The following is a 23,757-nucleotide window of genomic DNA, read 5'->3' as shown; positions in this document are numbered from 1 at the left end:
ATTGAAAAGAGCGATTAGCTCATTTTGAATCTGACGAGATTAAAAATCTCATTGTTGTTCCAGTTTTCATACAGTCAAATGACATGCACCAAAAACCTTCACGTTCATCCTGCAAGCAGGATGATTACTCACTCGTTGTTCAGTTTTCAAAGATCAAACATTCATTCATTGTCGTCACCATTTTCTCTCAGCGGCGACTTTTATAATATACCATACTTCGTTTGTTTTCGTCAAGCACTTTTTTGAAGTTTATTTTCAAAGCTCTTAGCGAACTCTGTTTTATCTTCAAAGTTTCTCGACCAAGCAAGCAAAGCAACGAGATATAATGTACCATAATTCTCTGTACTGAGTCAACTACCCAAACAAAGAAATTTTCAACCCCAGCAAAAGCCCTACTCCTGGCAGGCCCAAAATACTTACTGTACCGATTGTGGCAGGATTCAGCGGTATGTAGGCACCCGTAATCCAACCGGAATAATTGACAACATAGATTCCGATCGCAGCCAAAGCCAGATGTATCCCAAATGATGTTACCCACGACAATCCGATTCGCTTTCTGAACAATATGATCACCAGCGCCAGTAATGAAACCACAAACACGCTTCCTAGAATCACACTTTTCATATTAAGCACCTCCCTGTCTTATTCTTTCATCACACACTCATGCCCCGATCCATTACAGCTGACTTCTTCATTCCTGCCCGTTTCGCCCGCTTCAGATGAATCTGGTACTTACGCTCTGCTGCTTCCAGAACATATATAGCATAATCAATTTCATCTTCCCCCTGCGCTTCTTCAAACTGCCTTACCGCACGCTCCCACTCCGCTTTTGCCTTTTCAATCTCCAAGTAGATCTGTTCTTCTTCAAGCTCCTTCTGCATTTGGGTGCGTTTCTCCACTGCCCGTCCTGCATTTTTCCAGAAAAACATAAGCTCCCCCCCTTTGATTCAGCACAGCATATTCTCATACTTATCAAAGGAAGGACAAACTTAGAACAATGAGCCACAAATTTCCCTGTGGCACTTCGTTCTCTCCAACAAAAAAAAGAGAGCCTCTCGGCTCTCTGGATAAATCCATTCAAATCTCCAACTATCTCACTCTATACCAAGCCATGCTCCTCTTAATCGCACATACACGCTTATCGGATCTCTCTGCGGCCTTCCAGCGCTTTCGATAGTGTCACTTCATCTGCATACTCCAAGTCCCCACCTACAGGCAGTCCATGGGCTATCCGGGTCACTGTAATCTCGAATGGACGAACCAAACGGGAAATATACATCGCCGTCGCCTCGCCCTCAATATTCGGATTCGTTGCCAGAATCAATTCTTGCACCCGCTCATCGCTCAGTCGGGTCAACAGCTCCTTCAGCCGAATATCATCAGGGCCGATTCCCTCCATAGGAGAGATCGCACCTTGCAGCACATGATAGTACCCATCAAACTCTTTGGTACGCTCCATTGCAACAAGGTCCTTGGAATCTTGAACCACACAAATGACAGAACTATCCCGGGACTTATCCTGACAAATGCGGCATGGATCGGTATCTGTGATATTACAGCATACCGAGCAATAATGAAGGTTACGCTTCACACTAACAAGCGCCTTGGCAAAATCAATAACATCATCTTCCTTCATGTTAAGCACATGAAAAGCTAATCTCGCAGCTGTCTTGGGGCCAATACCCGGCAAACGGGTAAAAGCATCAATCAGTTTCGCTATCGGTTCGGGATAATACAATCGATTGTGTCTCCTTTGACAGGATCAATTTTAATTAAAACAATCCCGGAATTTTCATGCCGCCTGTGAATTTGCCCATATCCTGGTTAGCAATTTCATCAGCTTTGCTCATTGCATCATTTACAGCAGTCATAACGAGATCCTGCAGCATTTCCACATCTTCTGGATCTACCGCTTCAGGTTTAATAGTAATGGACAGCAATTTCTTGTGTCCGTTAACCTCAGCTGTAACTACACCGCCACCTGAAGTACCTTGAACCGTTTTGTCAGCCAGTTCCTCTTGTGCCTTCAGCATTTGCTCCTGCATTTTCTTCACTTGCTTCATCATTTGGTTCATGTTATTCATGATTGTTCATCTCCTTTGTTATAGTTAATGATGCGCGCCCTGCGCTAGGTACATCTATTCCTTGATCACTACAAGATCTTCACCGAAGAGCTGGATGGCTTCATCAATCCAAGGTTGCTTGCTGCCTGACCCGCCGTCTTCATGCTCAGGTTCAAGCTTAAAGTCCTCCTTTGGCGCTTCAGCAGCTCCTTCCATGGCTCCCGTCCAGTCCTTAAGCATCATCGTCACCAGACGTGCTGAACGCCCAAGCTGTTCAGACAGCACACGCTCAATTACTTCACGATTAGCCTGCTTCTCTGTCGTTTCACGGTGAATGTTGTTTTTGAAAGCAACCAATACATTGTCTTCCAGCATAGATACAGGCTCACCATCCATAAACCAGGCATGGACCGTAACCTTCTCTTCTTTAACACGCTGCAGGATTTGACTCCACTTTCTGCTGATCTCCACGAATTCTGGAGATCCCTTGCGCGCCACGTATTGATCCAGCTGTGCAGGAAGCTTCGCCGGAGCATTTCCCCTGGATACGGGAGCACGAGTTGCCGGTCGCGAAGGACTGCTTGGTGCAGCCTCTCCACCAGAGAGGCCACTTTTCAGTGCACGATCCAGCTTCTTCTCCAGCTCAGCAAGCTGTTGTTTCAAGCGGTTAATTTCGCCGCTGTCAGCCTGTGAGGACGCCGTTGCTCCTGCTGACACAGCAGCTTGATTCGGAACCTCTCCCTGCGCAGGTATACTGCACAGCTTGAGCAGAGCCACTTCAAATAACGTTTGCGGCTGTACTGCATATTTCATCTCACTCTGGTATCGGTTAAGTGTATCAATCATCTGGAACAGCTGTTCCTTCGTGAAGGATTCTGCCATATCACGGAAAGACTCGGGGTTAAGCACCCGATCTGTCAGTTTATCAGCATCCGGTACCATCTTGATCATAAGTAAATCACGGAAGTAATACAGCAAGTTTTCCATACATTTATCTGCACTCTTGCCTTCATGCATAAATCCTTCGATCATCTGCAAAATATGTCCGACATCACCTTTAAGCAGTGAAGCGGCAAGCTTGGCAAATTGCTCTGAAGGAATTCCTCCGGTCATATCCATAACCTGCTGATATGTTACTCTTCCATCTGTGAAAGATGAGATCTGATCCAGAACACTGAGCGCATCCCGCATTCCCCCGTCCGACAGACGAGCGATGTATTGGAGTGCATCCTGATCAGCCTCCATACCCTCCTGTTCGCAGATCAGCGTAAGTCTTGCCGTCTGCTCCTCTAGGGAAACCCGGCGGAAATCGAATCGCTGACACCTGGAGATAATTGTGGCCGGAAGGCGGTGTGGTTCGGTTGTTGCCAAAATAAACATGACATGCGGAGGAGGTTCCTCCAATGTTTTGAGCAAAGCGTTAAACGCCTCTGTCGTTAACATGTGCACTTCATCAATAATATAGACTTTCTGCCGGACTTCCGTCGGGGCATATTTAACCTTTTCACGAAGATCGCGGATCTCCTCAACACCTCGGTTGGATGCAGCATCAATCTCCTGCACATCCATTACCGAACCGGCTGTGATCCTGCGGCAAGCTTCACATTCGTTACAAGGCTCAGGCGCAGGTCCGCGCTCGCAGTTTACAGCTTTAGCCAAAATCTTGGCGGCACTGGTCTTCCCCGTTCCTCTGGGCCCGTTAAACAAGTAGGCATGGGAAGTCCGCTGTTCACGAATCGCGTTCTGCAAGGTCTGAATAATATGCTGTTGTCCCACCATATCTTGAAACGACTGGGGACGCCAAGCCCGGTATAACGCGATATGCTCCATGATGCGTTACCTTCCTTCCACTTCGCATTCGAGTCCTTTGTCGTTCCCCCATTATACTATATTCCGGGGTGATTCCAAACTTTATCTGACCCAATGATGCGTAGTTTTTTTGTACATATCAAAAAGACCTCTGCATACATACAACTGCAAAGGTCTCTACATTTCAAATAGTAAGCCGTGCACCTGCTATCGATAATTGCGATCCAAGTGGCACCCCTGAACAACAGCTCAGGCTAGGCAACCCTCCGGCACAAGAGTGATCTCACTTATGGCTGCTTCCTTCCGGACCTGACCAGGTTCATGAGTACTCATTGCGGAGGACCCAACCGTCAACACCACGTTCAGGGACCAAACCTCACATCGACAAAACCTCTAGCAGGAATTCAACCTCGCTATAGCGGATTGCGAGTTACAGGGCACCGCTACCTCCCCATCTAGCACGGTAAGAAATAGTATAACGTAAGCTTATCCAAATTGCAACCAGGCGTGAACTGGAACCTTTATCCCTATATAAAAACCCCTGCCAATAGGCAGGGGTGGCTTGGATGCAATTAGCAGACAATTCACAGGGAATTGCTGAATTAGATTCCGTATTTTTTCTTGAAACGATCGACACGGCCGCCAGCATCGATAAACTTCTGTTTACCGGTGAAGAACGGGTGGCAAGCGGAGCAAATCTCTACACGAAGTCCTTCTTTAACTGAACCAGTCTCAAAAGTGTTACCGCAAGCGCAGGTTACTTGACCGATCGTGTATTTAGGATGAATTGCTTCTTTCATTACCTTTCACCTCTTTCCGCCCTGAGCCTCAAGCGGACCCAGAGTAAATGGCACAACTTCAGAGATTATAACACGGCCTCATGCGTGTTGCAATCGAATATTATCAAGAGGTGATGAGTCGTTTCGGACGCGCCATCCCGGCTGGAGGAACATGTGTATACGAACCAATAACGACATCAGGCAGCTCTTCTTCGAAGATCTCAATCATTTGCTTCATTCCGAGAATATCACCTTGAGCTGGAGGGATTAGTTCCAGATAACTCTCCGGGTCAATGTTCAGATTCCGCATTTGAATTAAGCGCAGGTCTGTTCTCCGGGCAAACTCAATCATTGCTTCAATCTCCTCTTCCCGATCCGTGACACCCGGGAAGATCAAATAGTTAATCGATGTGTACACACCTTGTTGAGCCGCATACTTCATTGACTTCTCCACGTTAGCAAGTGTATAACCCCGTGGTTTGTAGTACGCATTATAGTGGTCATCCAGTGCACTAATCGTACTGACACGCATCAAATCCAGCCCTGCATCCACGATGCCCCGAATATGATCATTCAAACCAGCGTTGGTGTTAATGTTTATATATCCCATATCCGTAATGGAACGCACCTCACGGATGGCCTCAATAATCAACTTAGCCTGAGTTGATGGCTCACCTTCACATCCCTGCCCAAAGCTGATAATGGACTCTGGTGTTTTCAGATGTTCCAGCATAACCTCAACAATTTCGTCCACACGAGGCCGGAAATTCATTCGGGTCTGCGGGGAAACAAAGCCACTGTCATCTGGTTGTTCCGAAATACACCCGAAGCAGCCTGCGTTACAGGAGTACGATACCGGAACTCCACCTTCCCAACGATTCAGGAACGTATTTGACGATGTCAAACATTCATACCCGAGTGCACAGTTGGACAAATGGGTATACAGACGATTCTCAGGATACTTTTCAGTCATCCGCGTAACTCCAGCACGTACATCATCACGGTCACAGTTCAGCGGATTCCACTGATCCGGATGATCGGACATCCGGGCTGTAACGTAAAATGCGTCATCTTTCCATACCACTGCGGAGTAGCCGAACAAAGGAAGCTTATACTCTTTATCCGTTTTCACATAACCCGGCAAACACAGCCGAGTAAACCCTTGCGGGAGCAAAGCCCCGACCGCCTGTGTATCACTCGGAAGAGGCATCATCTCGCCGGTGTCTGGATCCATCCCAATGGGACGAGTGCTTGGTAATCCAACCAGAGTTGCACCCTCTGGTAGAGGAATGAGTTCATCCTCCATAATTTCAACGATCATATCTCCACTACGGGCAAGCCCATACAGGGATGGGTGATCAAATACATTTCCTTTTTCATCTGCGTATACTAAATACATGATGTTCTCCTCACATCTAATGGGTTAAACCGAACGACGAGTTTATGGTAAATTCAGCAGCAGAACTGCCAAATTCGAATGTGTAAAAGTACTTTTTATGTTGTTGTTGCTGAGGTAGCCGTCTGTCTCGGCGAACGCCGAGTCGTTGTGGTCCCCGAATTGCTTGTATTGTTGCCCGCAACATCAAACGCAGCCAAAAATTCTGCATTCGTTTTGCTGTTCCGAAGTTTTTTCAGGAAGCTTTCCACAAAATCATGGGAGTCATTCATATTTTTACGAATGGTCCAGATGGTATCCAGCTCTTCCTTGCTTAGCAATACTTCTTCTCGGCGTGTACCCGAACGGCGAATATCGATGGCCGGGAAGATACGGCGTTCCGCCAGCTTGCGGTCCAGATGAAGCTCCATATTGCCCGTACCTTTAAATTCTTCATAGATAATGTCATCCATACGAGATCCCGTATCGATCAACGCTGTTGCCAGAATAGTCAGGCTTCCACCCTCTTCCACATTCCGCGCTGATCCAAAGAAACGTTTTGGGCGATGGAATGCTGCAGGGTCAATACCCCCACTAAGCGTCCGTCCGGATGGTGGGATAACCAGGTTATATGCACGAGCAAGACGCGTAATGCTGTCCAGCAAAATAACTACATCTTTTTTCGCCTCAACCAGACGCAGAGCACGTTCCAGCACCAGTTCCGCAACCTTGATATGATTCTCAGGCAGCTCATCGAACGTAGAAGCCACAACTTCCCCTTTTACCGAACGAGACATATCCGTTACTTCCTCCGGACGTTCATCAATCAACAGGACAAACAGTTCAATTTCTGGATTGTTGGTTGAAATGCTGTTGGCAATTTCTTTGAGGAGAAGCGTCTTACCTGCTTTGGGAGGTGCTACGATCAATCCGCGCTGTCCCAAACCTACAGGAGCCAGCACATCCATAATGCGTGTAGACAAATGGTTGGGGGATGTTTCGAGAACCAGCTTTTTCTGCGGATACAATGGGGTTAATGCCGGGAAGTGAAGTCTTTCCGCAGCAGCTGAAGGATTCTCACCGTTTACCGCATTGACTTGCAGCAAACCGAAATATCTCTCGTTTTCCTTCGGCGTTCTACATTTACCAGATACGAGGTCACCCGTTCTAAGATCGAACTTACGAATCTGCGAGGCTGATATATAAATGTCTTCGGTGCTAGGCAGGTAGTTAATCGGGCGGAGAAAACCGTAACCTTCCGGAAGGATCTCAAGCACACCTTGCATAAACATCAAACCGCTCTGTTCAGCCTGAGCTCGTAGTATGGCAAAAATCAATTCTTTCTTCTTCAGTGTGCCATAGTAGGGAATCTGATATTTTTTGGCCAGTTTGTAGAGGTCCGTTAATTTCATTTCTTCCAAATCGGAAATTTGTAGATCCATATAATAACCACCTATTCAATTAATAAGTCCGTGAAATGGATAGTTTCGCTTGATGATCAGCTATGGGAGAACAACACAAATCAGCTGCGTTCTCTTCTGTCCATTGTACGGAATGTAACCGTTATAATGCAAATACTTGTCGTTGAGTGTAAGTTTCCGGGTGGGATGACCATGATACAGTGTTACACACTTGTAAGTGAACATATAATTCACGAGGCTTTCGATCCGGGTACCCAGTCATGGAGCACAGACAAATCGGGGTTTGGGGAAAAGGAATGATGTCAGTTCATACAGCCATATGATATTTGATCCAAAAAAAGACCCTCCGGTTAAGGAAACTAAAAACCATTTCGTCTTATCCCGGAGAGGCTGAGAACTCTATTAGAATAGGTTTACCCAATTGTTGTAAGGTTATGCAGTTCTGTCAAAATAATAACGTCAAGTCACCAATCTTGCAATATGGTAACTTACGCTATTCCGTTTCACGCCACACATCTGCACCAAGAAGACGCAGGTTGGTGACGAGGTGGTCGTAGCCACGATCAATAAATTCGACGCCTGTCACTTCAGTCACACCTTCTTTAACCGTCAGACCGGCAATGACCAGCGCTGCTCCGGCACGAAGATCCGATGCTTTTACTTTGGCCGCATTCAGTGCACCGCCTTCAATGATGGCTGAACGACCTTCCACTCGAATCTTGGCGCCCATACGCACCAGTTCTGGCACATGCTTAAATCGATTGCTGTATACAAAATCGCTCAGGACACTTACGCCTGTCGCTTGAGTTAATACACTTGTCATCGGAGACTGCAAGTCAGTTGGGAATCCCGGGTACACCAGTGCCTTAACGTCCACATGACTATAGGAAGGTTGTCCAATGACACGAATACTCTCATCCAACTCTTCAATGCCTACACCCATCTCCAGCAATTTGGCAGTTAACGCCTCCAGATGTTTGGGGATGACATTGTCGATCAAAACATTACCGCGCGTTGCCGCTGCGGCAATCATATACGTACCCGCCTGTATGCGGTCCGGGATAATGGAATGTCGGCAGCCTTTGAGCTCCGACACGCCTTCAATACGAATCGTTTCAGTACCCGCACCCTTGATGCTGGCACCCATTGAATTCAAAAGTGTTGCTACATCTATTATCTCAGGCTCTTTAGCCGCGTTTTCAATAATTGTAGAGCCTTTGGCACGTGTTGCCGCCAGCATAATGTTAATGGTTGCACCTACACTGCTTACATCCAGGTAAATCTTAGCTCCACGCAGCTCTTTGGCATGCAGATGGATGGATCCATGTTCGTTCGTTACCGTTGCGCCAAGCGCTTCAAAACCTTTGATGTGTTGGTCAATCGGACGAGGCTCAAAGTTACAGCCTCCAGGCAAACCAATTGTTGCTTCTTTGAATCTTCCAAGCAATGCTCCCATCATATAATACGAAGCACGCAGCTTCTTCACGGGACCATTCGGCATAGGTATAGATTTGATATCGGAAGGATCGATCTTCATCTGACTGCCTTCCCAAAATACACGAGCTCCGAGTTCCTCCAAAATTTCCGCATAAACCGCCACATCACTCAAAAGTGGCAGATTATCCAGCACGACCTCTGATTCGGCAAGCAATGCTGCAGGAATAAGCGCAATGGCGCTGTTCTTGGCGCCGCTTATGGTTACAGTCCCCTGTAACGGACGTCCGCCACTAATCATCAATTTTTCCATAAAGCTTAATGTCCCCCTACGTGTTTTGCAGCCGATGAACGGCATGACGTGCTGATGGCTCCCTACGTGAAATAAGGTGTGAAAATGGAAAGACACCGGCTAGGCGGTGTTCTTTCCACTTCACAGTATGGAACTGGTAAAGATAAATTACGCTTTGTTGTTGGAACCAAACTCGCGGATTTTACCTTTAACGGTTTCTTTGATTGCTTCACGGCCTGGTACGATGAACGTACGTGGATCGTAAGCATCTGGTTTAGCTGCAAGCACTTCACGAACCGCTTTTGTGAACGAAATTTGGTTCTCCGTGTTTACGTTAATTTTGGAAGTACCCAGGGAAATGGCTTTATCGATGTCATGTTTAGGAATACCTGTACCACCGTGCAATACGAGTGGAACTTGTACCGCATCACGAACTTCTTCCATTTCTTTGAAGCCCAGGTTTGGCTCGCCTTGGTAAGGACCGTGTACGGAACCCAGAGCTGGTGCCAATGTGTCGATACCTGTTTCTTTGACGATACGGATACACTCGTTCAGGTCAGCGTATTGGATGCCGCCGATAACGTCATCTTCCTGGCCGCCAACAGTACCTACTTCAGCTTCAACGGAAACGCCTTTAGCGTGTGCATATTCAACGACTTTTTTCGTCATTTCAATGTTCTCGTCGATGGAGTGGTGGGAACCGTCGATCATAACGGAAGTGAATCCGGCATCGATTGCTTCTTTACATTTATCAAAGCTGGAACCGTGGTCCAGGTGAATCGCAACTTCAACGGTGATTTTCATGTCATGAATAAGTCCTTCTACCATTTTAACTACTGTGTAGAAGCCACCCATGTGACGTGCTGCACCTTCGGATACACCAAGGATTACAGGAGATTTCTCTTCTTCTGCAGCTGCAAGAATCGCTTGAGTCCACTCAAGGTTATTGATGTTGTATTGACCAACTGCATATTTTCCTTCAAGTGCTTTGTTCAACATGTTTGTCATAGAAACTAATGGCATGGTTTCAATCCTCCTAGGGGTTTGGGTTGTGTCTATGGTTTTTAGCCGAAATCACATACGGGCTTATTATACCACATCCCATGTCAAATACTAAACAAGCATTTGCAAAAATGCTGTGCTTTGCAGCACAGTTTTCATAGACACCGCATGAAGCCGCTCCCATTTCCAATATTCCCTCGTTAATTGGACGAAATACCCATTGTCCCCAAGAAGTACATGCCCTATAGAGCACAGACAAAAAAATCCTGCATTCACAGGATTCAGCTGCACCTATTCGCCGTATCATTGCGAAGCTGCATGTTGACGGCCACGCGCATTTCATCAATATCGAACGGCTTCGTGAAATGCATAAGTGCACCGAGATCAGTAGCTTCCTTAATCATGTCCAGTTCGCCATAAGCTGTCATCATGATAACTTTGATATCCGGATCAATTTCCTTAATATGCTTCAAAATTTCAAGGCCATCCATGCCAGGAATCTTCATATCGAGCAACACTAGATCAGGTTTATCTGTATTCACAATTTCCAGAGCGATCTTGCCATTGGGAGCCTGGAATGTGTTATATCCCTCACTGCTGAATACTTCCATTAAGAGGATTCGAATCCCGTTCTGGTCATCAACGATTAACACTTTTTTATTTTCCACTCTGTAACCTCCTGGATTTAGGAAAGCATGTATTTCTCCGAATCTGGATAACTATCCCATAGTCGTCATGATAAGTATTCTACCCTTCCCATTAAAATCCTGCCCCACGTACAAATTACAGCAAACATTTTATCCTTGTCACACTTGCATGGGAGCTATTGCCGAAACAAAAAAGAGGTGCTCACCGCACCAGCCTGCAAACACAGGCCACTCGGCAAACACCCCTCTACATTATAGGGTAAATTTGATATTATTTTTCTGCATTTTCCAAAGAAGCTTTTACGAATTCACGGAACAATGGCTGTGGACGGTTCGGACGGGATGTAAATTCCGGATGGAATTGTACAGCCAGGAACCATGGGTGTCCCGGAAGTTCCACGATCTCAACCAAACGGCCATCCGGAGATGTACCGGAGATGACCAGACCTGCTTTTTCAATCGCTTCACGGTACTCATTGTTGAACTCATACCGGTGACGGTGTCTCTCATATACCAACTCGTCATCATAACATGCCATAGCCAAAGAACCTTCTTGCAGCTTACAAGGATATAGACCCAGACGCATTGTACCGCCCAGATTTTCGATATCTTTTTGTTCTGGCAGCAGGTCGATTACCGGGAATTCGGTAGCCGGGTTAATCTCGGAGCTGTTCGCACCATTCAGACCCACAATGGAACGTGCATATTCGATTACGGAAACCTGCATACCCAGGCAAATACCGAAGAATGGAATGTTTTTCTCACGGGCATAACGGATCGCTGACACTTTACCTTCAATACCACGATCTCCGAAACCACCCGGAACAAGGATACCACCAACACCATGCAGCAGGTCGCCTACGTTCTCGTCTGTAATATCTTCGGAATGGATCCAGCGAATCTTCACATCTGCATTGGATGCAAATCCTGCATGAGACAGGGATTCAACAACACTCAGATAAGCATCGTGCAGTGCTACATATTTACCAACAATGGCAATCTCAACGGTACGCTGCAATTTGCTGATGCGGTCAACCAGCCCTTCCCACTCGCTCATATCCGGTGCAGGAGTGGTCAGCTTCAGGTGATTTACCACGATTTCATCCAAACCTTCTTCACGCAGGTTCAAAGGTACTTCATACAACGTGCTTGCATCGCGACATTCAACTACGGCATTTTCATCAATGTCACAGAAGAGAGCGATTTTGGCTTTCATGTCTTTGGACAGCTCGTACTCTGTACGGCATACAATCACATTTGGCTGAATACCGATACTGCGCAATTCTTTCACGCTGTGCTGGGTTGGTTTTGTTTTCACTTCACCAGCTGCCTTGATGTAAGGAATCAGCGTTACATGGATATACATTACGTTGTCACGGCCAACATCACTCTTGATCTGACGAATAGCTTCCAGGAAAGGCAAGCTCTCGATATCGCCTACAGTTCCGCCGATCTCTGTAATAACAACATCCGAACCTGCTTCACGTCCAGCGCGGAATACGCGCTCCTTGATCTCGTTCGTAATGTGCGGAATCACTTGTACTGTGCCGCCGAGGTATTCTCCGCGCCGCTCTTTGCTAATAACGGAGGAATACACTTTACCCGTCGTGACGTTGCTGTTTTTGGAGAGGTTGATATCGATAAAACGTTCATAGTGACCAAGGTCCAAATCCGTTTCCGCGCCATCATCCGTTACAAAAACCTCACCGTGCTGATAAGGACTCATTGTTCCCGGGTCAATGTTGATGTATGGGTCAAATTTTTGAATAGTTACCTTGAGACCTCTGTTTTTCAGCAGTCTGCCCAACGAGGCAGCCGTGATCCCTTTACCCAGGGAGGACACAACTCCGCCCGTCACGAAAATATACTTTGTCACTGTTATTACCCTCCTAATATAAATGCAGAAATTCAGGCGATATATGGTGTTATCGTAACCCGTTTCCCAGGTAATCATCGTTAAAAAGAGCAATGGCAGAAATTCCCTGCATCTGCGTACTGCTCTTTTGTGCGAAGACCGTTTGCAAACCTTGTTCTACAGCTAAGAATGGTGCAAATTTTCCGAAAGCCAAACATCCATGCCTGTCCCCAAGATGGCATCAAACCATCTCTTGTCGACGTTTTTTTATATACAAAAAATGGGCCACGGATGTTTGGCCGGGAGCGTGCGGAAATCAATCATTTTGCAATATTCTGCCTCTAAAAATACAAAAAAAAGTACTCCCGCAGGACGGGGCACTTTTTATAAAAAACATAAATATATTCTCGCTCATTCATAAGCCCATGCAATAGTTTACCCGTTACCCCGTTCGCTGTCAAGGCTGACTATCTGGGGAAAACGGGTAAATTATCGACGTCAAAAATGACGGTTACTTATCGGAATCGTCGTCAAAATCATCCTCGTCTTCGGACTCATCTTCATCGTCTTCATCGAGGTCTTCGTCATCCAAATCATCATCTTCAACCAGAACTTCTTCATCGCTGTCATCTTCATCAAAGATGTCGTCATCGTCATCGTCATCATCGTCATCATCATCTTGATCGTCATCGGCATTGTCGAAGTCTTCGTCACTGTTGTAGCTGTCTTCCTCTTCGCCAAAGTCCTCATCTTCCAGATCATCGTCTTCATCGTTGATGATGCGCGGACGCTTCGCACCCGTCATGGAGTCTTCTGTTCCACCTACTGGATACCAGCGTTTCAATCCCCAAAGACTTGTACCGACGCAGGCAAAACGGCCATCGATATTGATCTCGGTATATAGCTGGGCAATAAACTCGTTGATTTCTTCATCAGTCATTCCGCGCTGCTTCGCTACCTCATTCATCAAATCACGGTAGTAGTACGGCGTATTGGCCGCTTTCAGCACCATAAAGGCAAGGTCAACCAAAGGAATCTCTCTTACCTTCTCTTTATCAATTTTCAAATTGAGCGAGGTACTCACTGACAGACACTTCCTCTCACACATAATTCACTTTATATCCCTACGAGCTGGACTGTTACGTATAACATATCCATTAACAAACCTAAGTAAAACCTATTTAGCGGTAAAAAGCAAGTTTTTATGTAGGCATTTGATATAAATTCAAGGTGCTGTGCTTCCCGTTTGCAAATATGTCGATTCTGTAAAAGTTAGCGAAAAATGAAAAAGACGGAGTCCCCTCCGCCTTCTGACTGTATACCCCTGAAGGATCGCTCCTCGCCAGGGTCCCCGCAAGAGCCCTCTAGCCCTCCATCCATCATATGTCCCTGCGCCCGTTTTGACACGGAGAGAACGTCTTTTTGTAAAAAAAGGGCAAGTTCCCCATGCGGCGGGATGAACGCATTCATAGAATACCTCAGCATGTTCATCCCGAAGGGGGCAGCCCATAATGGACTATACTGGTTTTTTGCATCAATTAGTTGAAGGAATGCAACGTCCTGAACCGGAACAGGCAGGGCGATATCTGATCCGGTTCGCCAAACCTGGACAGTATGAAGCCTGTCTGCTTGAGCTCTCGCGGATGCGGAATGAGCATACTCATCTTAGCGTGGTACGATCCTCACGGCTGGCCCGCTCCATTATCGCTCCGATCCATTGTCCGGAGGTTCTGGATCCATACCGTGATGAGATTACTGTAGAGGAAGATATGCAAATCTCCCTTCATGCAACAGCACTTCACAACAAGCCGGCCACAGCTCAAGGGGTTCCATGGGGAGTGAAGCAGATTCGTGCACCGAAAGTATGGTCTGTCTCCACAGGACACCGGATCAAAATTGGCGTGATCGATACAGGTGCCGATTATCACCACCCTGATCTCAGGTACTCCCTGACTCGCGGGATCAACCTGTTAAACCGCAGTCTGCTTCCTCATGACGACAACGGTCATGGTACCCATATTGCCGGAACGATCGCCGCAGCGAATAGCACGGAAGGCATGATTGGCGTAGCTCCGCGTTCCCTGATCTATCCGGTCAAGGCATTTGACCATAACGGTTCCGCCTATGTCTCTGACATTGTACTGGGCATCGATTGGTGTGTGCGTAACCGTGTCGATATCATCAATATGAGTTTCGGCATGAAAACCCGCAGCAAGGCACTCCTTGATGTGGTTAACCGTGCACATCAGGCTGGCATCGTCATTGTCGCTTCGTCAGGAAATGACGGCAAACGCCGCAGCATCGATTATCCTGCACGTTATCCGCAGACCATTTCGGTGGGAGCCACCGACAAAAATCGGCGGATTGCGTCCTTCAGCAACCGCGGTGCATATGTGGATGTCTATGCCCCTGGCGACAAGATCATCTCTTCCTGGGTGCAGGGCAAACATCATGAGATGAGTGGCACATCCATGGCTACGTCCCATGTGAGCGGCGCTATTGCGCTGCTGCTCGCGAAGCATCCGGGTCTCTCGCCCAGCGAGATCAAGGCGCTGGTCAAGCGCGCAACCGTTCCGCTGCGCGCACGCAAGTCCACCACCGCGAAGAGCAAAGTGCGCGGTGGCGAGATTGACGCACTCCGGCTGATGCAGGAGGGCGGCGGGTGATGGGGCAGCTGCGTTTTGCCGCTGCCCCTGGGGTCTTGCCAGCAGCAGCCTTTGGCAGGCTGGCTGGCTCGGTGCCCGGCTGGTCCGCCAAGCCTTGGCGGGATGGAGCACCGGGCACAGCAAAAAAAGTCTCCATGTCCACGCTGCATAGCAGGCGTGATGCATGGAGACTTTTTGCCATGGGCCAAGCCGCTGCTGCGATGCTTGGCCTTACGGTTTACATTTTGTCTGGTGCGGATACGCCTACCAGACGGAGCGCTGTCGCGATGACGGTGCGAACAGCACCGATCAGCGCCAGACGCGCTTGGGTTTGACCCGCGTCTTCGGTAATGACGCGTTCAGCACGATAGTAGCTGTGGAACAATGAAGCCAGCTCATATACATAACGGATCATGCGATGAGGCGCATATCCGGTAGCTGCTGCGGCAATCTCTTCAGGCAGCTCGCCCATTTTGCGAAGAAGATCGAATTCATGTTCCGTATTCAGCTTGGACAGGTCAATCTGTGCCAGCGGAAGCAGCTCAATACCCTGCTCTTCAGCCTGACGGTATACGCTGCACACGCGGGCATGTGCATATTGTACATAGAATACCGGGTTCTCATTGGACGTCGAAATCGCGAGATCCATATCAAAGTCCAGATGGGAATCCATGCTGCGCATCGTGAAGAAGTAGCGGATCGCATCAATACCCACTTCATCCATCAGATCTTCCATCGTTACCGCTTTACCGGTACGCTTCGACATCTTCACTTTTTCGCCATTCTGGAACAAGCTCACCATCTGTGCAATCAATACCACCAGCTTGGTTGGGTCATTACCCAGTGCCTGCATTGCTGCTTTCATCCGTGGAATATATCCATGGTGGTCAGCTCCCCAAATGTTGATCATCGTGTCATATCCACGGGAATACTTGTCACGGTGATATGCAATATCCGGCGTCAGGTACGTGTACGTGCCATCATTTTTGATCAATACACGTTCTTTGTCGTCACCATATTGCATGGTTTTCAGCCAAGTTGCTCCGTCTTTTTCGTAAATTTCGTCACGATCACGCAATTCGTCAAGGACACGAAGCACTTCCCCATTGTCGTACAAGGAAGTCTCGCTGAACCAGATGTCGAAGTTAACGCGGAAGCGATTCAGGTCGCGCTTGATTTTATCGAGCTCTTTCTCCAGACCATAGTCACGGAAATAAGCAGCACGATCACCTGGATGCATCGACAGCAAGCTGTCTCCCTTTTCGGCTACCAGCTCCTTGGCAAATCCTTTGATATCCTCGCCGTGGTAACCATCTTCCGGCATCTCGGCATCCTGACCGAGCTCCTGCAAATAGCGTGCTTCAATGGAACGTGCCAGGTTAAACACCTGGTTGCCCGCATCATTAATGTAGTATTCACGTGTTACGTCATACCCGGCATAATCAAGGATGTTGCAGAGCGCATCACCCACGGCCGCTCCACGGGCATGTCCCAGATGCAAGCTGCCTGTCGGATTCGCACTGACAAACTCCATCTCGACCTTGCGCCCTTCGCCGACATTGATCCGTCCGTAGTTCTCACCTTGTTCATGAACAAGTTCAAGCACCGGGTAAAGGTAGCTCTTGTCCAATTTGAAGTTGATAAATCCTGGTCCGGCAATCTCTGCCTTCTCGATTCCAGCTTCCACAAGGTTCAGATTCGCAATGATCTCTTCTGCAATCTGGCGTGGATTGCGCTTGGCAATCTTGGTCAGCTGCATGGCTGCATTGGTCGCCAAATCCCCGTGCGACTTGTCACGCGGCACTTCAAGTGTGATGGCTGGCAGTTCCTCTTGCGTAACGAGTCCGGCAGCAACAACAGCATTGCCGATCGCGGTACTTACCCGTTCGTTAATCGTATCTAGTGGATTACGTGTCATGAAATTGGTTCCTCCTGTATGTGCAAACTGATCTCAAAATGTCCGGCTTCTTCGTCAAAGCGGTAAAAGTCATAGCTCCACGCTGCGCGTGCGCTCAATCCCTGTATGGAAAGGTCCAGCTTATGTGTATGCGTGGACAGGGTAAATGACATGTAAGGTGATCGGTAAAAACCTGGGAGCTTGCGATTCATTTCAAACGTTTGCTCCGATTCCACCTCACCATGGCGTATAATCTTGAGGGATTGTCCACCAAGCTTCAATGTTGTTCGAGTAATACCGCCCTCAGGTCCAGCCTGCGGCTCTTCGTAACGAACGTAGAGCACAGAACCCTTCAACACGGCTTCACCCTTCATTTCCTGCAGCACATCTTCGCCTTCATAACGGCTGTGCAGCCGGATCTGAACCGGTCGCATGTTCGACATGAATGTTAACCTCCAATATATTCGAGGCGGCGCAAAATCGGGCAGGACCGGTGAGAACAGCCCTTCCCGAATTCGAGTACCGCTATACGCGCTAATATGACCGGATAGCTCTCTATCCTACACTCTACTGTATAACTATATCCAGTTCACCCGCTCAATTCAAATCCAAATTCAGAGTTTTTGTCCCATATCATCAAAAAAAGCAGAGCTACACCCTAAAAGTGCAGCCCTGCTTAGTTACATTATAATGAAATCAAACGTTAAAGGTTCGACCACCTGGATTCATAAGGGAACGGGCAGATTGATTCTACCAGCTTGGCACGAACCTGGACCAGACAGCCGCAATAGCGGCAGGTAGTGCCATATTGCAGTCCTGGGCAGTCTGCACATGTGGATAATCGCCTCTTATATTCCTCATCCTGAACGACAGGGCGCGAACGCGAGGCAATCTCCACCAATCGGGCCATTTTGGAATCACTGATGTTGACAGCATGTTGATCACTGCATCCCTTACATGACTCCTGCTTAGCCCCAAAATGACTTGAATCAGATGTGCTCATCGCATTACTCCTGGATTGCAAGTACCCCTACAGATGCAGGCGGCAGGACAAAACGCAACTCCTGATTAACCAGGGTAACACCCTTCCAATCGGTCGGCTCAACCTTGCTCGGATCTTCAAATGTATTGAATGCACCAAAATCGGCATGATGCAGAATTCGACCAGATACGGAAGAAGATTCCGCAGCCTCAAGCTGGCATACCACTTCCAGTTCATCTGTGTGACTGAGATTGCATGCCGTTACATGAATCACGCCGTCCTTACTGCGGGAAGCGGACAAGCTAAGCTGAGGAATGGTATCTTCACCAAGCGTATATCCAGGGCTCTCATAGTTCAGCTCCAACCGCTGTGCATCCATATGAACCTGATACATATCAAACACATGATATGTTGGGGTGAGCAGCATACGCTCGCCTTCTGTCAGGACCAAAGCCTGCAGTACATTAACGATCTGTGCCAAATTGGCCATTTGCACCCGTTTATTGTAGCGATTGAACAGGTTCAGGTTAATGCCAGCCACCAGGGCATCCCGCATTGTGTTTTGCTGATAGAGGAATCCCGGATTCGTCCCTGGCTCGACGTTGTACCAGGTTCCCCATTCATCAATAATAAGTCCCACCTTGCCATCCGGGTCATATTTATCCATAATCTCGGAATGCTTCACGATCAATTCTTCCATGCGCAATGTACGCTTCAGGGTCTGGAACCAGGCTTGATCATCAAATCCGGTAGATTCGCCCTTATCATTCCACACTCCCGTCGGCAATGTATAATAATGAAGGCTTAAGCCGTTCATGTGCTGTCCCGCTTCACGCATCAATACTTCTGTCCAGTGGTAGTTGTCCTCGTTGGGCCCGCAGGCAATCTTATAGATCTGATTATCAGAATAATTACGTACATATGTAGCATACCGACGATACTCATCCGCGTAATACTCGGCACGCATGTTACCTCCACATCCCCAGTTTTCATTACCCACACCAAAGTAAGTCAGTTTCCATGGCTTATCCCTACCATTATCCTTGCGCCAGTTGGCCATGGGAGATTCCCCGTCAAACGTAATGTATTCGACCCACTGCTGCATTTCATGGACGGTTCCGCTACCCACATTGCCGCTGATATATGGTTCTGTTCCTAACAGCTCACATAATCTTAGGAATTCATGTGTTCCAAAATGGTTATTCTCTTCCACGCCGCCCCAGTTCGTATTAATCATGCGTGCGCGTTCACTTTTTGGACCTACGCCATCCTTCCAGTGATATTCATCAGCAAAACAACCACCCGGCCAGCGAAGTACCGGAATATTCAGCTTCTGCAGTGCCGCCAGCACGTCATTGCGTATCCCTTCCGTATTCGGTATAGGTGAATCTTCCCCTACCCAAATCCCTTCGTAAATACAACGTCCCAAATGTTCAGAAAAGTGACCGTATATATTGCGATTTATTAATCCTTGATCTGAATTCGCCTTTAAAGTAACACCAACCATGATTTCAACCTCCCAAAATGTGTTGTTATCGCTTACAATAACTTGTTTTCAAACAGGTTTCAACCGTTTTTATTTTTACAAAAACAAGCCCTTTACCAGCATAATTACTCTGGAAAGGGCTTGTTTTTTGGGCAGAATGAACATAGAGCTACGAAATGGTTTTTTTTCGTTTCCACTAATGAATTTGGTTGATTGTTATTTCAAATTAAAGTACCATTTAATCCCGCTCTGAAGGTAACAACATTTTTTGTACCCAAGAAGTTCCCCATCTGTCGTTTGATAGACGGCAGGTGAGTTGTCACTTGTTACAACGAGCCAGCCTGTTTGGGCTGATGGGAATGAGATCCGCGAGCTATAACCCGGATCCTTCAGATCGATATTTTCCCATGTGGAACCTGCATCATACGAACGCCCAATACCCACTTTACCAGCAGCAGGAGATCCACCTGAGAGATAAGCTGCCTGGTCACCGATTAGCGACATGTTCCCAGGATGGCCCCCTGGGTCTGCCGGGCCCTTTCCTTTACCGATATTGCTGCCACCCGGTGCAGGGCCTCCGCCTGCTGTCGACTGAGTAAAAACCTGCCTCCAGCTTCTGCCTTCATTCCCGCTTGCATATAGGGAATATGATTGTTGAGACATGCCTGCATCACCATACAGGACAGCCCATACCTGCTTCCCGTTTGCATATAGATCTGCCCCATTCCATGTAGCCGAAGCGACTTTGAGAGAGGTTGTCCAGTTCTTCCCCCCATCTGTTGTTCGGAGCAGCTGATATCCCGAGCTCGGTACAACTTGTACAGCATAGCCTTGTTTATTTGTAGCGAAAGCCACCGATCTCGTATTTGCGGGGGTATGGATTTTAATCCAGCTTAATCCGCCGTCCTGTGTCCGATACGCGCCATTATAGGTGTAGCCGTAACCTTCGTTTTTATTTTTAAAATCAATTCGCTTGAACTGCATGCCAGGGGTATCAAGTCGGTTCCAGTGTGATCCCCCATCTGTCGTACGAATAAGATACGTCTTGGCAGAATTCATCATATGCGCTAAGGCAAATCCATTTACGTTATTCGGAAAATCAATCTGCATGAACTGCCATTGTCCAGTATAGATGGATTGCCACGTACAACCCGCATTCGAGGTGCCAATCAGGAACCCCTCCCCAGCAGCACGACCCGTTGTGTTGTTCAGGAAATCAATGTCTGTAAACTGCAGATGCTGGTCTTCTACACCGCTGCCTTTCTTCAATGTAGCAGACAATCCATGATCTCCACTTCCACAAGTGGATGAGGCTGCAGCAGCACTTACACCGGACTGTGCATATACTGGCCCCAATCCCCAGGCCAGCGTTAAGGATAATGCCAATGTCCCAATCCGTTTCCATGTGATCGCACTCTTTATTGTCATCGCGACACCTCCTTCTATGTTTTACCCGAATTTGCACGTTCTAAGGTAACAATTGGTCTATCACCAATGACATTACTGCAATAAAAAAGCCACCTTTACCTACGATTGGGATCTTGTAGATAAGGGTGGTCGTTCGTAAACGTATGGAGCGAGGCATTCATGGTATGCAATAAATGGTAGAGTCATGCGAACATACGTGCTATAATTGATGTTAAGGACTCTGAATTACGGTGGATGTTTTCATGACCACGGCGCAGCTTCCCGAGAGGGGGTGACGTCGATGGTCAAGCTTGTGGCGTTGCTTGATGTGATCCGGTGGATTGCTGCGATTCTCAGTCTGGTACTGAGTGTACGAAGGCTATACCGGTGGTTGCGTAAAAAGTTTCGTAACAAGCGAAAACCCACCTCATAGGTTGGAGCCTGACGGTGGGTTTCGCTTGAACTAAGCTATGAAATTTAATGCACGCCGTGGCAGTCCACAGCCCTTCTGGTCCTCAGAGTCTTTGTCGCTACCAACGACAAGGACTCTTTTTATAGTGTATGGCCGAACCAGACCACCATATACTTCCCTGATGTAATACATCAATAATTTGATATATTACCTATTACGTTGTAGACAGTATAACATAGTCGTGGGCCGAGGTTCAATGAAGTGAACACCACCCAATCAAATATTCGACTCGCTAAAACAGGATGGTGGAGCATCCTTTACAAGTGTCCTGATAACGAAAACACCCTCCCCTACGCAAAATTGGATCCGCGCAGAAAGAGAGTGTTATGTTCTCACCATTATTCAGGTTATTACTTCACGAAGCCAAGCAGCATCTCACGGATCAGCTTAGCAGCTACAATCTGTGTCTGTTGTGTTGGATCATAGATTGGCGCTACCTCAACCAGGTCACAGCCAACTACATTTACATCCGATCCGGCAATCATGTGGACGGCTTCAAGCAGTTCTTTGGACGTGATGCCGCCCGCTTCCGCTGTACCTGTTCCTGGAGCAGCCGATGGATCAAGCACATCGATATCAATGGTCACATACACTGGACGATTGCCCATTTTGGGAAGAGCTTCCTTCATTGGAGCTGCGACTTCAAACGGGTAGAAGTTAATGTTATCCCGGCCATACTGGAACTCTTCACGGGAGCCGGAACGGATTCCGAATTGATAAATATTTTTGCCGCCCATCAGCTCAGCTGCTTTGCGTACTGGCGTCGAGTGGGACAACGGCTCACCTTCATAGCTTTCACGAAGGTCTGCATGTGCATCAATATGAATCAGGATGAGGTCCGGATATTTCTTGTACATTTGTTGGATCACTGGCCAAGTGACCAGATGCTCCCCGCCAAGACCGATCGGGAATTTGTCATCAGCCAGCAGGCTGCCGATATACTCGTTGATCACTTCAAGGCTGCGTCCTGCGTTACCGAAAGGCAAGAGCAGATCTCCAGCGTCAAAGTAGGTCATATCGACAATACTCTTGTCGAGGTACGGGCTGTATTCTTCAAGTCCAACCGAGGCTTGGCGGATATGAGAAGGACCGAATCGGGAACCCGGACGGAAGCTGACAGTATAGTCCATTGGCATTCCGTAGATGACCGCTTTGGAATTCTCATAATCCTCGGAACTGCAAATAAATACGTTACCAGAATAAGCTTGATCCAATTTCATTAATGATTTCCCCTTTATTTCGTTAAGTCTTCCACGAATTTAGGAAGTACAAAGGCTGCCTTATGCAAACGTGGTGAGTAATATTTGGTGTCCATCTCTGGAATTTGAGTCTCATCCACTTGAAGTGGATCATGTTTCTTGCTGCCCATTGTGAATGTCCACAGACCGCTTGGGTACGTTGGAATGTTACAGCCGTATACATGTACAATGGGGAAGATTTCTTTCACATCCTTGTTCACCTTTTGAATCAGGTCTGCTTTGAACCAAGGGTTGTCGGTTTGTGCAACAAAGATGCCATCCTCTTTCAGTGCTTCATGGATCCCTTGATAAAAACCACGCTCAAACAGTGGTGCAGCAGGACCTACAGGCTCCGTGGAATCCACGATGATTACATCGTACTCATTTTTATGTTCAATAATATGCATATAGCCGTCATTCACGAGCACTTCAACATTAGGCTCGTCCAGTTTACCGGCAATTTCAGGCAAATATTTTTTGGAATACTCAATAACTTTACCGTCGATTTCGACGAGAATTGCTTTTTCTACTGCAGCGTGTTTGATGACTTCACGGATAACGCCGCCGTCACCACCACCAACAACCAAAACTTTTTTCGGATTCGGGTGAGTATTCAGGGCAGGGTGAGCCGCCATCTCGTGATATACGAACTCGTCTTTCACAGTTGTCATCACCATACCGTCAAGCAGCAGCATGTTACCGAATTCCTCGGTTTCTACCATGGCCAAGTCCTGAAAGTCCGTCTTCTCGCTTACATATGTCTGCTTAATCTTCGCGGTAATCCCGAATGCCGGGGTCTGTTTCTCCGTGAACCACAATTCCATGATCTCTACCTTCTTTCCGTAAAGTTATTGATCAGCCATATCAAGCATGGCGCTGCACGCCGCCCGGTTCGCACAAGCACGCCCAGCGTTCGGCGCCAAAGCATTAGGGTTGCTGGCTGCGGGAAAGGT

General features: G+C 47.5%; 23 protein-coding genes and 1 other RNA gene. 3 read left to right on the top strand and 21 right to left on the bottom strand.

Features of this window, described 5'->3' with window-relative positions:
* Window positions 1–354: 354 nt before the first annotated feature.
* From AC3WQ3_RS27365 to rpoE, 14 genes are all read right to left on the bottom strand, one after another.
* Window positions 355–624, bottom strand: a complete 270-nt coding sequence (locus AC3WQ3_RS27365) for a pro-sigmaK processing inhibitor BofA family protein (protein WP_492474211.1) — start codon at window positions 622–624, stop codon at window positions 355–357.
* Window positions 625–653: 29 nt separating this feature from the next.
* Window positions 654–881 carry a DUF2508 family protein gene (locus tag AC3WQ3_RS27360; protein ID WP_095293491.1) on the bottom strand — a complete coding sequence of 76 codons (228 nt, stop codon included), beginning with the start codon at window positions 879–881 and terminating at the stop codon, window positions 654–656.
* A 257-nt stretch (window positions 882–1,138) separates the two neighbouring features.
* Window positions 1,139–1,738, bottom strand: coding sequence for a recombination mediator RecR (recR, locus tag AC3WQ3_RS27355; protein ID WP_336784381.1), 600 nt, complete (start codon window positions 1,736–1,738; stop codon window positions 1,139–1,141).
* Between the two features lie 34 nt (window positions 1,739–1,772).
* Window positions 1,773–2,084 (bottom strand): YbaB/EbfC family nucleoid-associated protein, encoded by a 312-nt coding sequence (locus AC3WQ3_RS27350; RefSeq protein WP_095293487.1) that lies wholly within the window; start codon window positions 2,082–2,084, stop codon window positions 1,773–1,775.
* A 54-nt stretch (window positions 2,085–2,138) separates the two neighbouring features.
* On the bottom strand, window positions 2,139–3,893 hold the full coding sequence (gene dnaX / locus AC3WQ3_RS27345) for a DNA polymerase III subunit gamma/tau (RefSeq protein WP_127541113.1): 1,755 nt from the start codon (window positions 3,891–3,893) through the stop codon (window positions 2,139–2,141).
* Window positions 3,894–4,068: 175 nt separating this feature from the next.
* An RNA gene (ffs, locus tag AC3WQ3_RS27340) (signal recognition particle sRNA large type) lies at window positions 4,069–4,336 on the bottom strand.
* A gap of 138 nt (window positions 4,337–4,474) precedes the next feature.
* On the bottom strand, window positions 4,475–4,672 hold the full coding sequence (gene rpmE, locus AC3WQ3_RS27335) for a 50S ribosomal protein L31 (RefSeq protein ID WP_095293485.1): 198 nt from the start codon (window positions 4,670–4,672) through the stop codon (window positions 4,475–4,477).
* Between the two features lie 103 nt (window positions 4,673–4,775).
* Complete coding sequence (locus AC3WQ3_RS27330; RefSeq protein WP_095293484.1) at window positions 4,776–6,050, bottom strand: radical SAM family protein; 1,275 nt, start codon at window positions 6,048–6,050, stop codon at window positions 4,776–4,778.
* A 95-nt stretch (window positions 6,051–6,145) separates the two neighbouring features.
* The gene (gene rho / locus AC3WQ3_RS27325; RefSeq protein ID WP_492474210.1) at window positions 6,146–7,468 is read right to left on the bottom strand and encodes a transcription termination factor Rho; all 1,323 of its coding nucleotides are present in this window, start codon (window positions 7,466–7,468) and stop codon (window positions 6,146–6,148) included.
* A gap of 472 nt (window positions 7,469–7,940) precedes the next feature.
* Entirely contained in the window at window positions 7,941–9,194 is a 1,254-nt protein-coding gene (gene murA / locus AC3WQ3_RS27320; protein ID WP_095293482.1) for a UDP-N-acetylglucosamine 1-carboxyvinyltransferase, read from the bottom strand.
* A 147-nt stretch (window positions 9,195–9,341) separates the two neighbouring features.
* Complete coding sequence (gene fba / locus AC3WQ3_RS27315; RefSeq protein ID WP_095293481.1) at window positions 9,342–10,196, bottom strand: class II fructose-1,6-bisphosphate aldolase; 855 nt, start codon at window positions 10,194–10,196, stop codon at window positions 9,342–9,344.
* Between the two features lie 260 nt (window positions 10,197–10,456).
* Window positions 10,457–10,843 carry a response regulator gene (locus tag AC3WQ3_RS27310; protein WP_095293480.1) on the bottom strand — a complete coding sequence of 129 codons (387 nt, stop codon included), beginning with the start codon at window positions 10,841–10,843 and terminating at the stop codon, window positions 10,457–10,459.
* Between the two features lie 250 nt (window positions 10,844–11,093).
* Entirely contained in the window at window positions 11,094–12,698 is a 1,605-nt protein-coding gene (gene pyrG / locus AC3WQ3_RS27305) for a CTP synthase (RefSeq protein ID WP_095293479.1), read from the bottom strand.
* A 490-nt stretch (window positions 12,699–13,188) separates the two neighbouring features.
* Window positions 13,189–13,761: a DNA-directed RNA polymerase subunit delta gene (rpoE, locus tag AC3WQ3_RS27300; RefSeq protein ID WP_153976472.1), complete on the bottom strand. Its 573-nt coding sequence runs from the start codon at window positions 13,759–13,761 to the stop codon at window positions 13,189–13,191.
* 427 nt (window positions 13,762–14,188) lie between these two features.
* On the opposite strand from rpoE, the gene AC3WQ3_RS27295 reads away from it, so the two are divergent.
* Together AC3WQ3_RS27295 and AC3WQ3_RS27290 are read left to right on the top strand one after the other, a co-directional pair.
* A complete protein-coding gene (locus AC3WQ3_RS27295; protein WP_492474209.1) occupies window positions 14,189–15,343 on the top strand; it encodes a S8 family peptidase in 1,155 nt (384 codons plus the stop codon).
* On the top strand, window positions 15,343–15,657 hold the full coding sequence (locus AC3WQ3_RS27290; RefSeq protein ID WP_492474208.1) for a hypothetical protein: 315 nt from the start codon (window positions 15,343–15,345) through the stop codon (window positions 15,655–15,657). Before AC3WQ3_RS27295 ends, AC3WQ3_RS27290 begins: the two co-directional genes overlap by 1 nt.
* Here the strand turns inward: AC3WQ3_RS27290 and argS are convergent.
* The 5 genes from argS to AC3WQ3_RS27265 form a co-directional block, all read right to left on the bottom strand.
* Entirely contained in the window at window positions 15,561–17,240 is a 1,680-nt protein-coding gene (gene argS / locus AC3WQ3_RS27285) for an arginine--tRNA ligase (protein WP_154896990.1), read from the bottom strand. The genes AC3WQ3_RS27290 and argS overlap by 97 nt on opposite strands.
* Window positions 17,237–17,662, bottom strand: coding sequence for a YwiB family protein (locus AC3WQ3_RS27280; protein ID WP_095293474.1), 426 nt, complete (start codon window positions 17,660–17,662; stop codon window positions 17,237–17,239). Before AC3WQ3_RS27280 ends, argS begins: the two co-directional genes overlap by 4 nt.
* Window positions 17,663–17,922: 260 nt before the next feature.
* The gene (locus AC3WQ3_RS27275; RefSeq protein WP_154896991.1) at window positions 17,923–18,222 is read right to left on the bottom strand and encodes a DUF6171 family protein; all 300 of its coding nucleotides are present in this window, start codon (window positions 18,220–18,222) and stop codon (window positions 17,923–17,925) included.
* A 4-nt stretch (window positions 18,223–18,226) separates the two neighbouring features.
* Complete coding sequence (locus AC3WQ3_RS27270) at window positions 18,227–19,708, bottom strand: alpha-N-arabinofuranosidase (RefSeq protein WP_336784385.1); 1,482 nt, start codon at window positions 19,706–19,708, stop codon at window positions 18,227–18,229.
* A gap of 195 nt (window positions 19,709–19,903) precedes the next feature.
* Entirely contained in the window at window positions 19,904–21,115 is a 1,212-nt protein-coding gene (locus AC3WQ3_RS27265) for a WD40/YVTN/BNR-like repeat-containing protein (protein WP_492474207.1), read from the bottom strand.
* 280 nt (window positions 21,116–21,395) lie between these two features.
* Here AC3WQ3_RS27265 and AC3WQ3_RS27260 point away from each other — a divergent pair, with 280 nt between their 5' ends.
* Entirely contained in the window at window positions 21,396–21,527 is a 132-nt protein-coding gene (locus AC3WQ3_RS27260; RefSeq protein ID WP_260504323.1) for a hypothetical protein, read from the top strand.
* Between the two features lie 389 nt (window positions 21,528–21,916).
* On the opposite strand, the gene speB is transcribed toward AC3WQ3_RS27260, so the two are convergent.
* Both speB and speE read right to left on the bottom strand, forming a co-directional pair.
* On the bottom strand, window positions 21,917–22,786 hold the full coding sequence (gene speB, locus AC3WQ3_RS27255; protein WP_492474206.1) for an agmatinase: 870 nt from the start codon (window positions 22,784–22,786) through the stop codon (window positions 21,917–21,919).
* Between the two features lie 14 nt (window positions 22,787–22,800).
* A complete protein-coding gene (speE, locus tag AC3WQ3_RS27250; RefSeq protein ID WP_336784388.1) occupies window positions 22,801–23,628 on the bottom strand; it encodes a polyamine aminopropyltransferase in 828 nt (275 codons plus the stop codon).
* Window positions 23,629–23,757 lie beyond the last annotated feature (129 nt).

The organism is Paenibacillus sp. FW104-T2 (assembly GCF_058789975.1).
Note: the sequence above shows the minus strand (reverse complement) of the source record. Positions and strands in the feature narration are given on the sequence as shown.

Bases quoted from the DNA above. Each gene is read 5' to 3' on its own strand.
- AC3WQ3_RS27365 (WP_492474211.1), bottom strand. From the start codon at position 624: ATGAAAAGTGTGATTCTAGGAAGCGTGTTTGTGGTTTCATTACTGGCG.
- AC3WQ3_RS27360 (WP_095293491.1), bottom strand. From the start codon at position 881: ATGCAGAAGGAGCTTGAAGAAGAACAGATCTACTTGGAGATTGAAAAG.
- AC3WQ3_RS27350 (WP_095293487.1), bottom strand. From the start codon at position 2,084: ATGAATAACATGAACCAAATGATGAAGCAAGTGAAGAAAATGCAGGAG.
- dnaX (WP_127541113.1), bottom strand. From the start codon at position 3,893: ATGGAGCATATCGCGTTATACCGGGCTTGGCGTCCCCAGTCGTTTCAA.
- rpmE (WP_095293485.1), bottom strand. From the start codon at position 4,672: ATGAAAGAAGCAATTCATCCTAAATACACGATCGGTCAAGTAACCTGC.
- AC3WQ3_RS27330 (WP_095293484.1), bottom strand. From the start codon at position 6,050: ATGTATTTAGTATACGCAGATGAAAAAGGAAATGTATTTGATCACCCA.
- rho (WP_492474210.1), bottom strand. From the start codon at position 7,468: ATGGATCTACAAATTTCCGATTTGGAAGAAATGAAATTAACGGACCTC.
- murA (WP_095293482.1), bottom strand. From the start codon at position 9,194: ATGGAAAAATTGATGATTAGTGGCGGACGTCCGTTACAGGGGACTGTA.
- fba (WP_095293481.1), bottom strand. From the start codon at position 10,196: ATGCCATTAGTTTCTATGACAAACATGTTGAACAAAGCACTTGAAGGA.
- AC3WQ3_RS27295 (WP_492474209.1), top strand. From the start codon at position 14,189: ATGGACTATACTGGTTTTTTGCATCAATTAGTTGAAGGAATGCAACGT.
- AC3WQ3_RS27290 (WP_492474208.1), top strand. From the start codon at position 15,343: ATGGGGCAGCTGCGTTTTGCCGCTGCCCCTGGGGTCTTGCCAGCAGCA.
- argS (WP_154896990.1), bottom strand. From the start codon at position 17,240: ATGACACGTAATCCACTAGATACGATTAACGAACGGGTAAGTACCGCG.
- AC3WQ3_RS27280 (WP_095293474.1), bottom strand. From the start codon at position 17,662: ATGTCGAACATGCGACCGGTTCAGATCCGGCTGCACAGCCGTTATGAA.
- AC3WQ3_RS27275 (WP_154896991.1), bottom strand. From the start codon at position 18,222: ATGAGCACATCTGATTCAAGTCATTTTGGGGCTAAGCAGGAGTCATGT.
- AC3WQ3_RS27270 (WP_336784385.1), bottom strand. From the start codon at position 19,708: ATGGTTGGTGTTACTTTAAAGGCGAATTCAGATCAAGGATTAATAAAT.
- AC3WQ3_RS27265 (WP_492474207.1), bottom strand. From the start codon at position 21,115: ATGACAATAAAGAGTGCGATCACATGGAAACGGATTGGGACATTGGCA.
- AC3WQ3_RS27260 (WP_260504323.1), top strand. From the start codon at position 21,396: ATGGTCAAGCTTGTGGCGTTGCTTGATGTGATCCGGTGGATTGCTGCG.
- speB (WP_492474206.1), bottom strand. From the start codon at position 22,786: ATGAAATTGGATCAAGCTTATTCTGGTAACGTATTTATTTGCAGTTCC.
- speE (WP_336784388.1), bottom strand. From the start codon at position 23,628: ATGGAATTGTGGTTCACGGAGAAACAGACCCCGGCATTCGGGATTACC.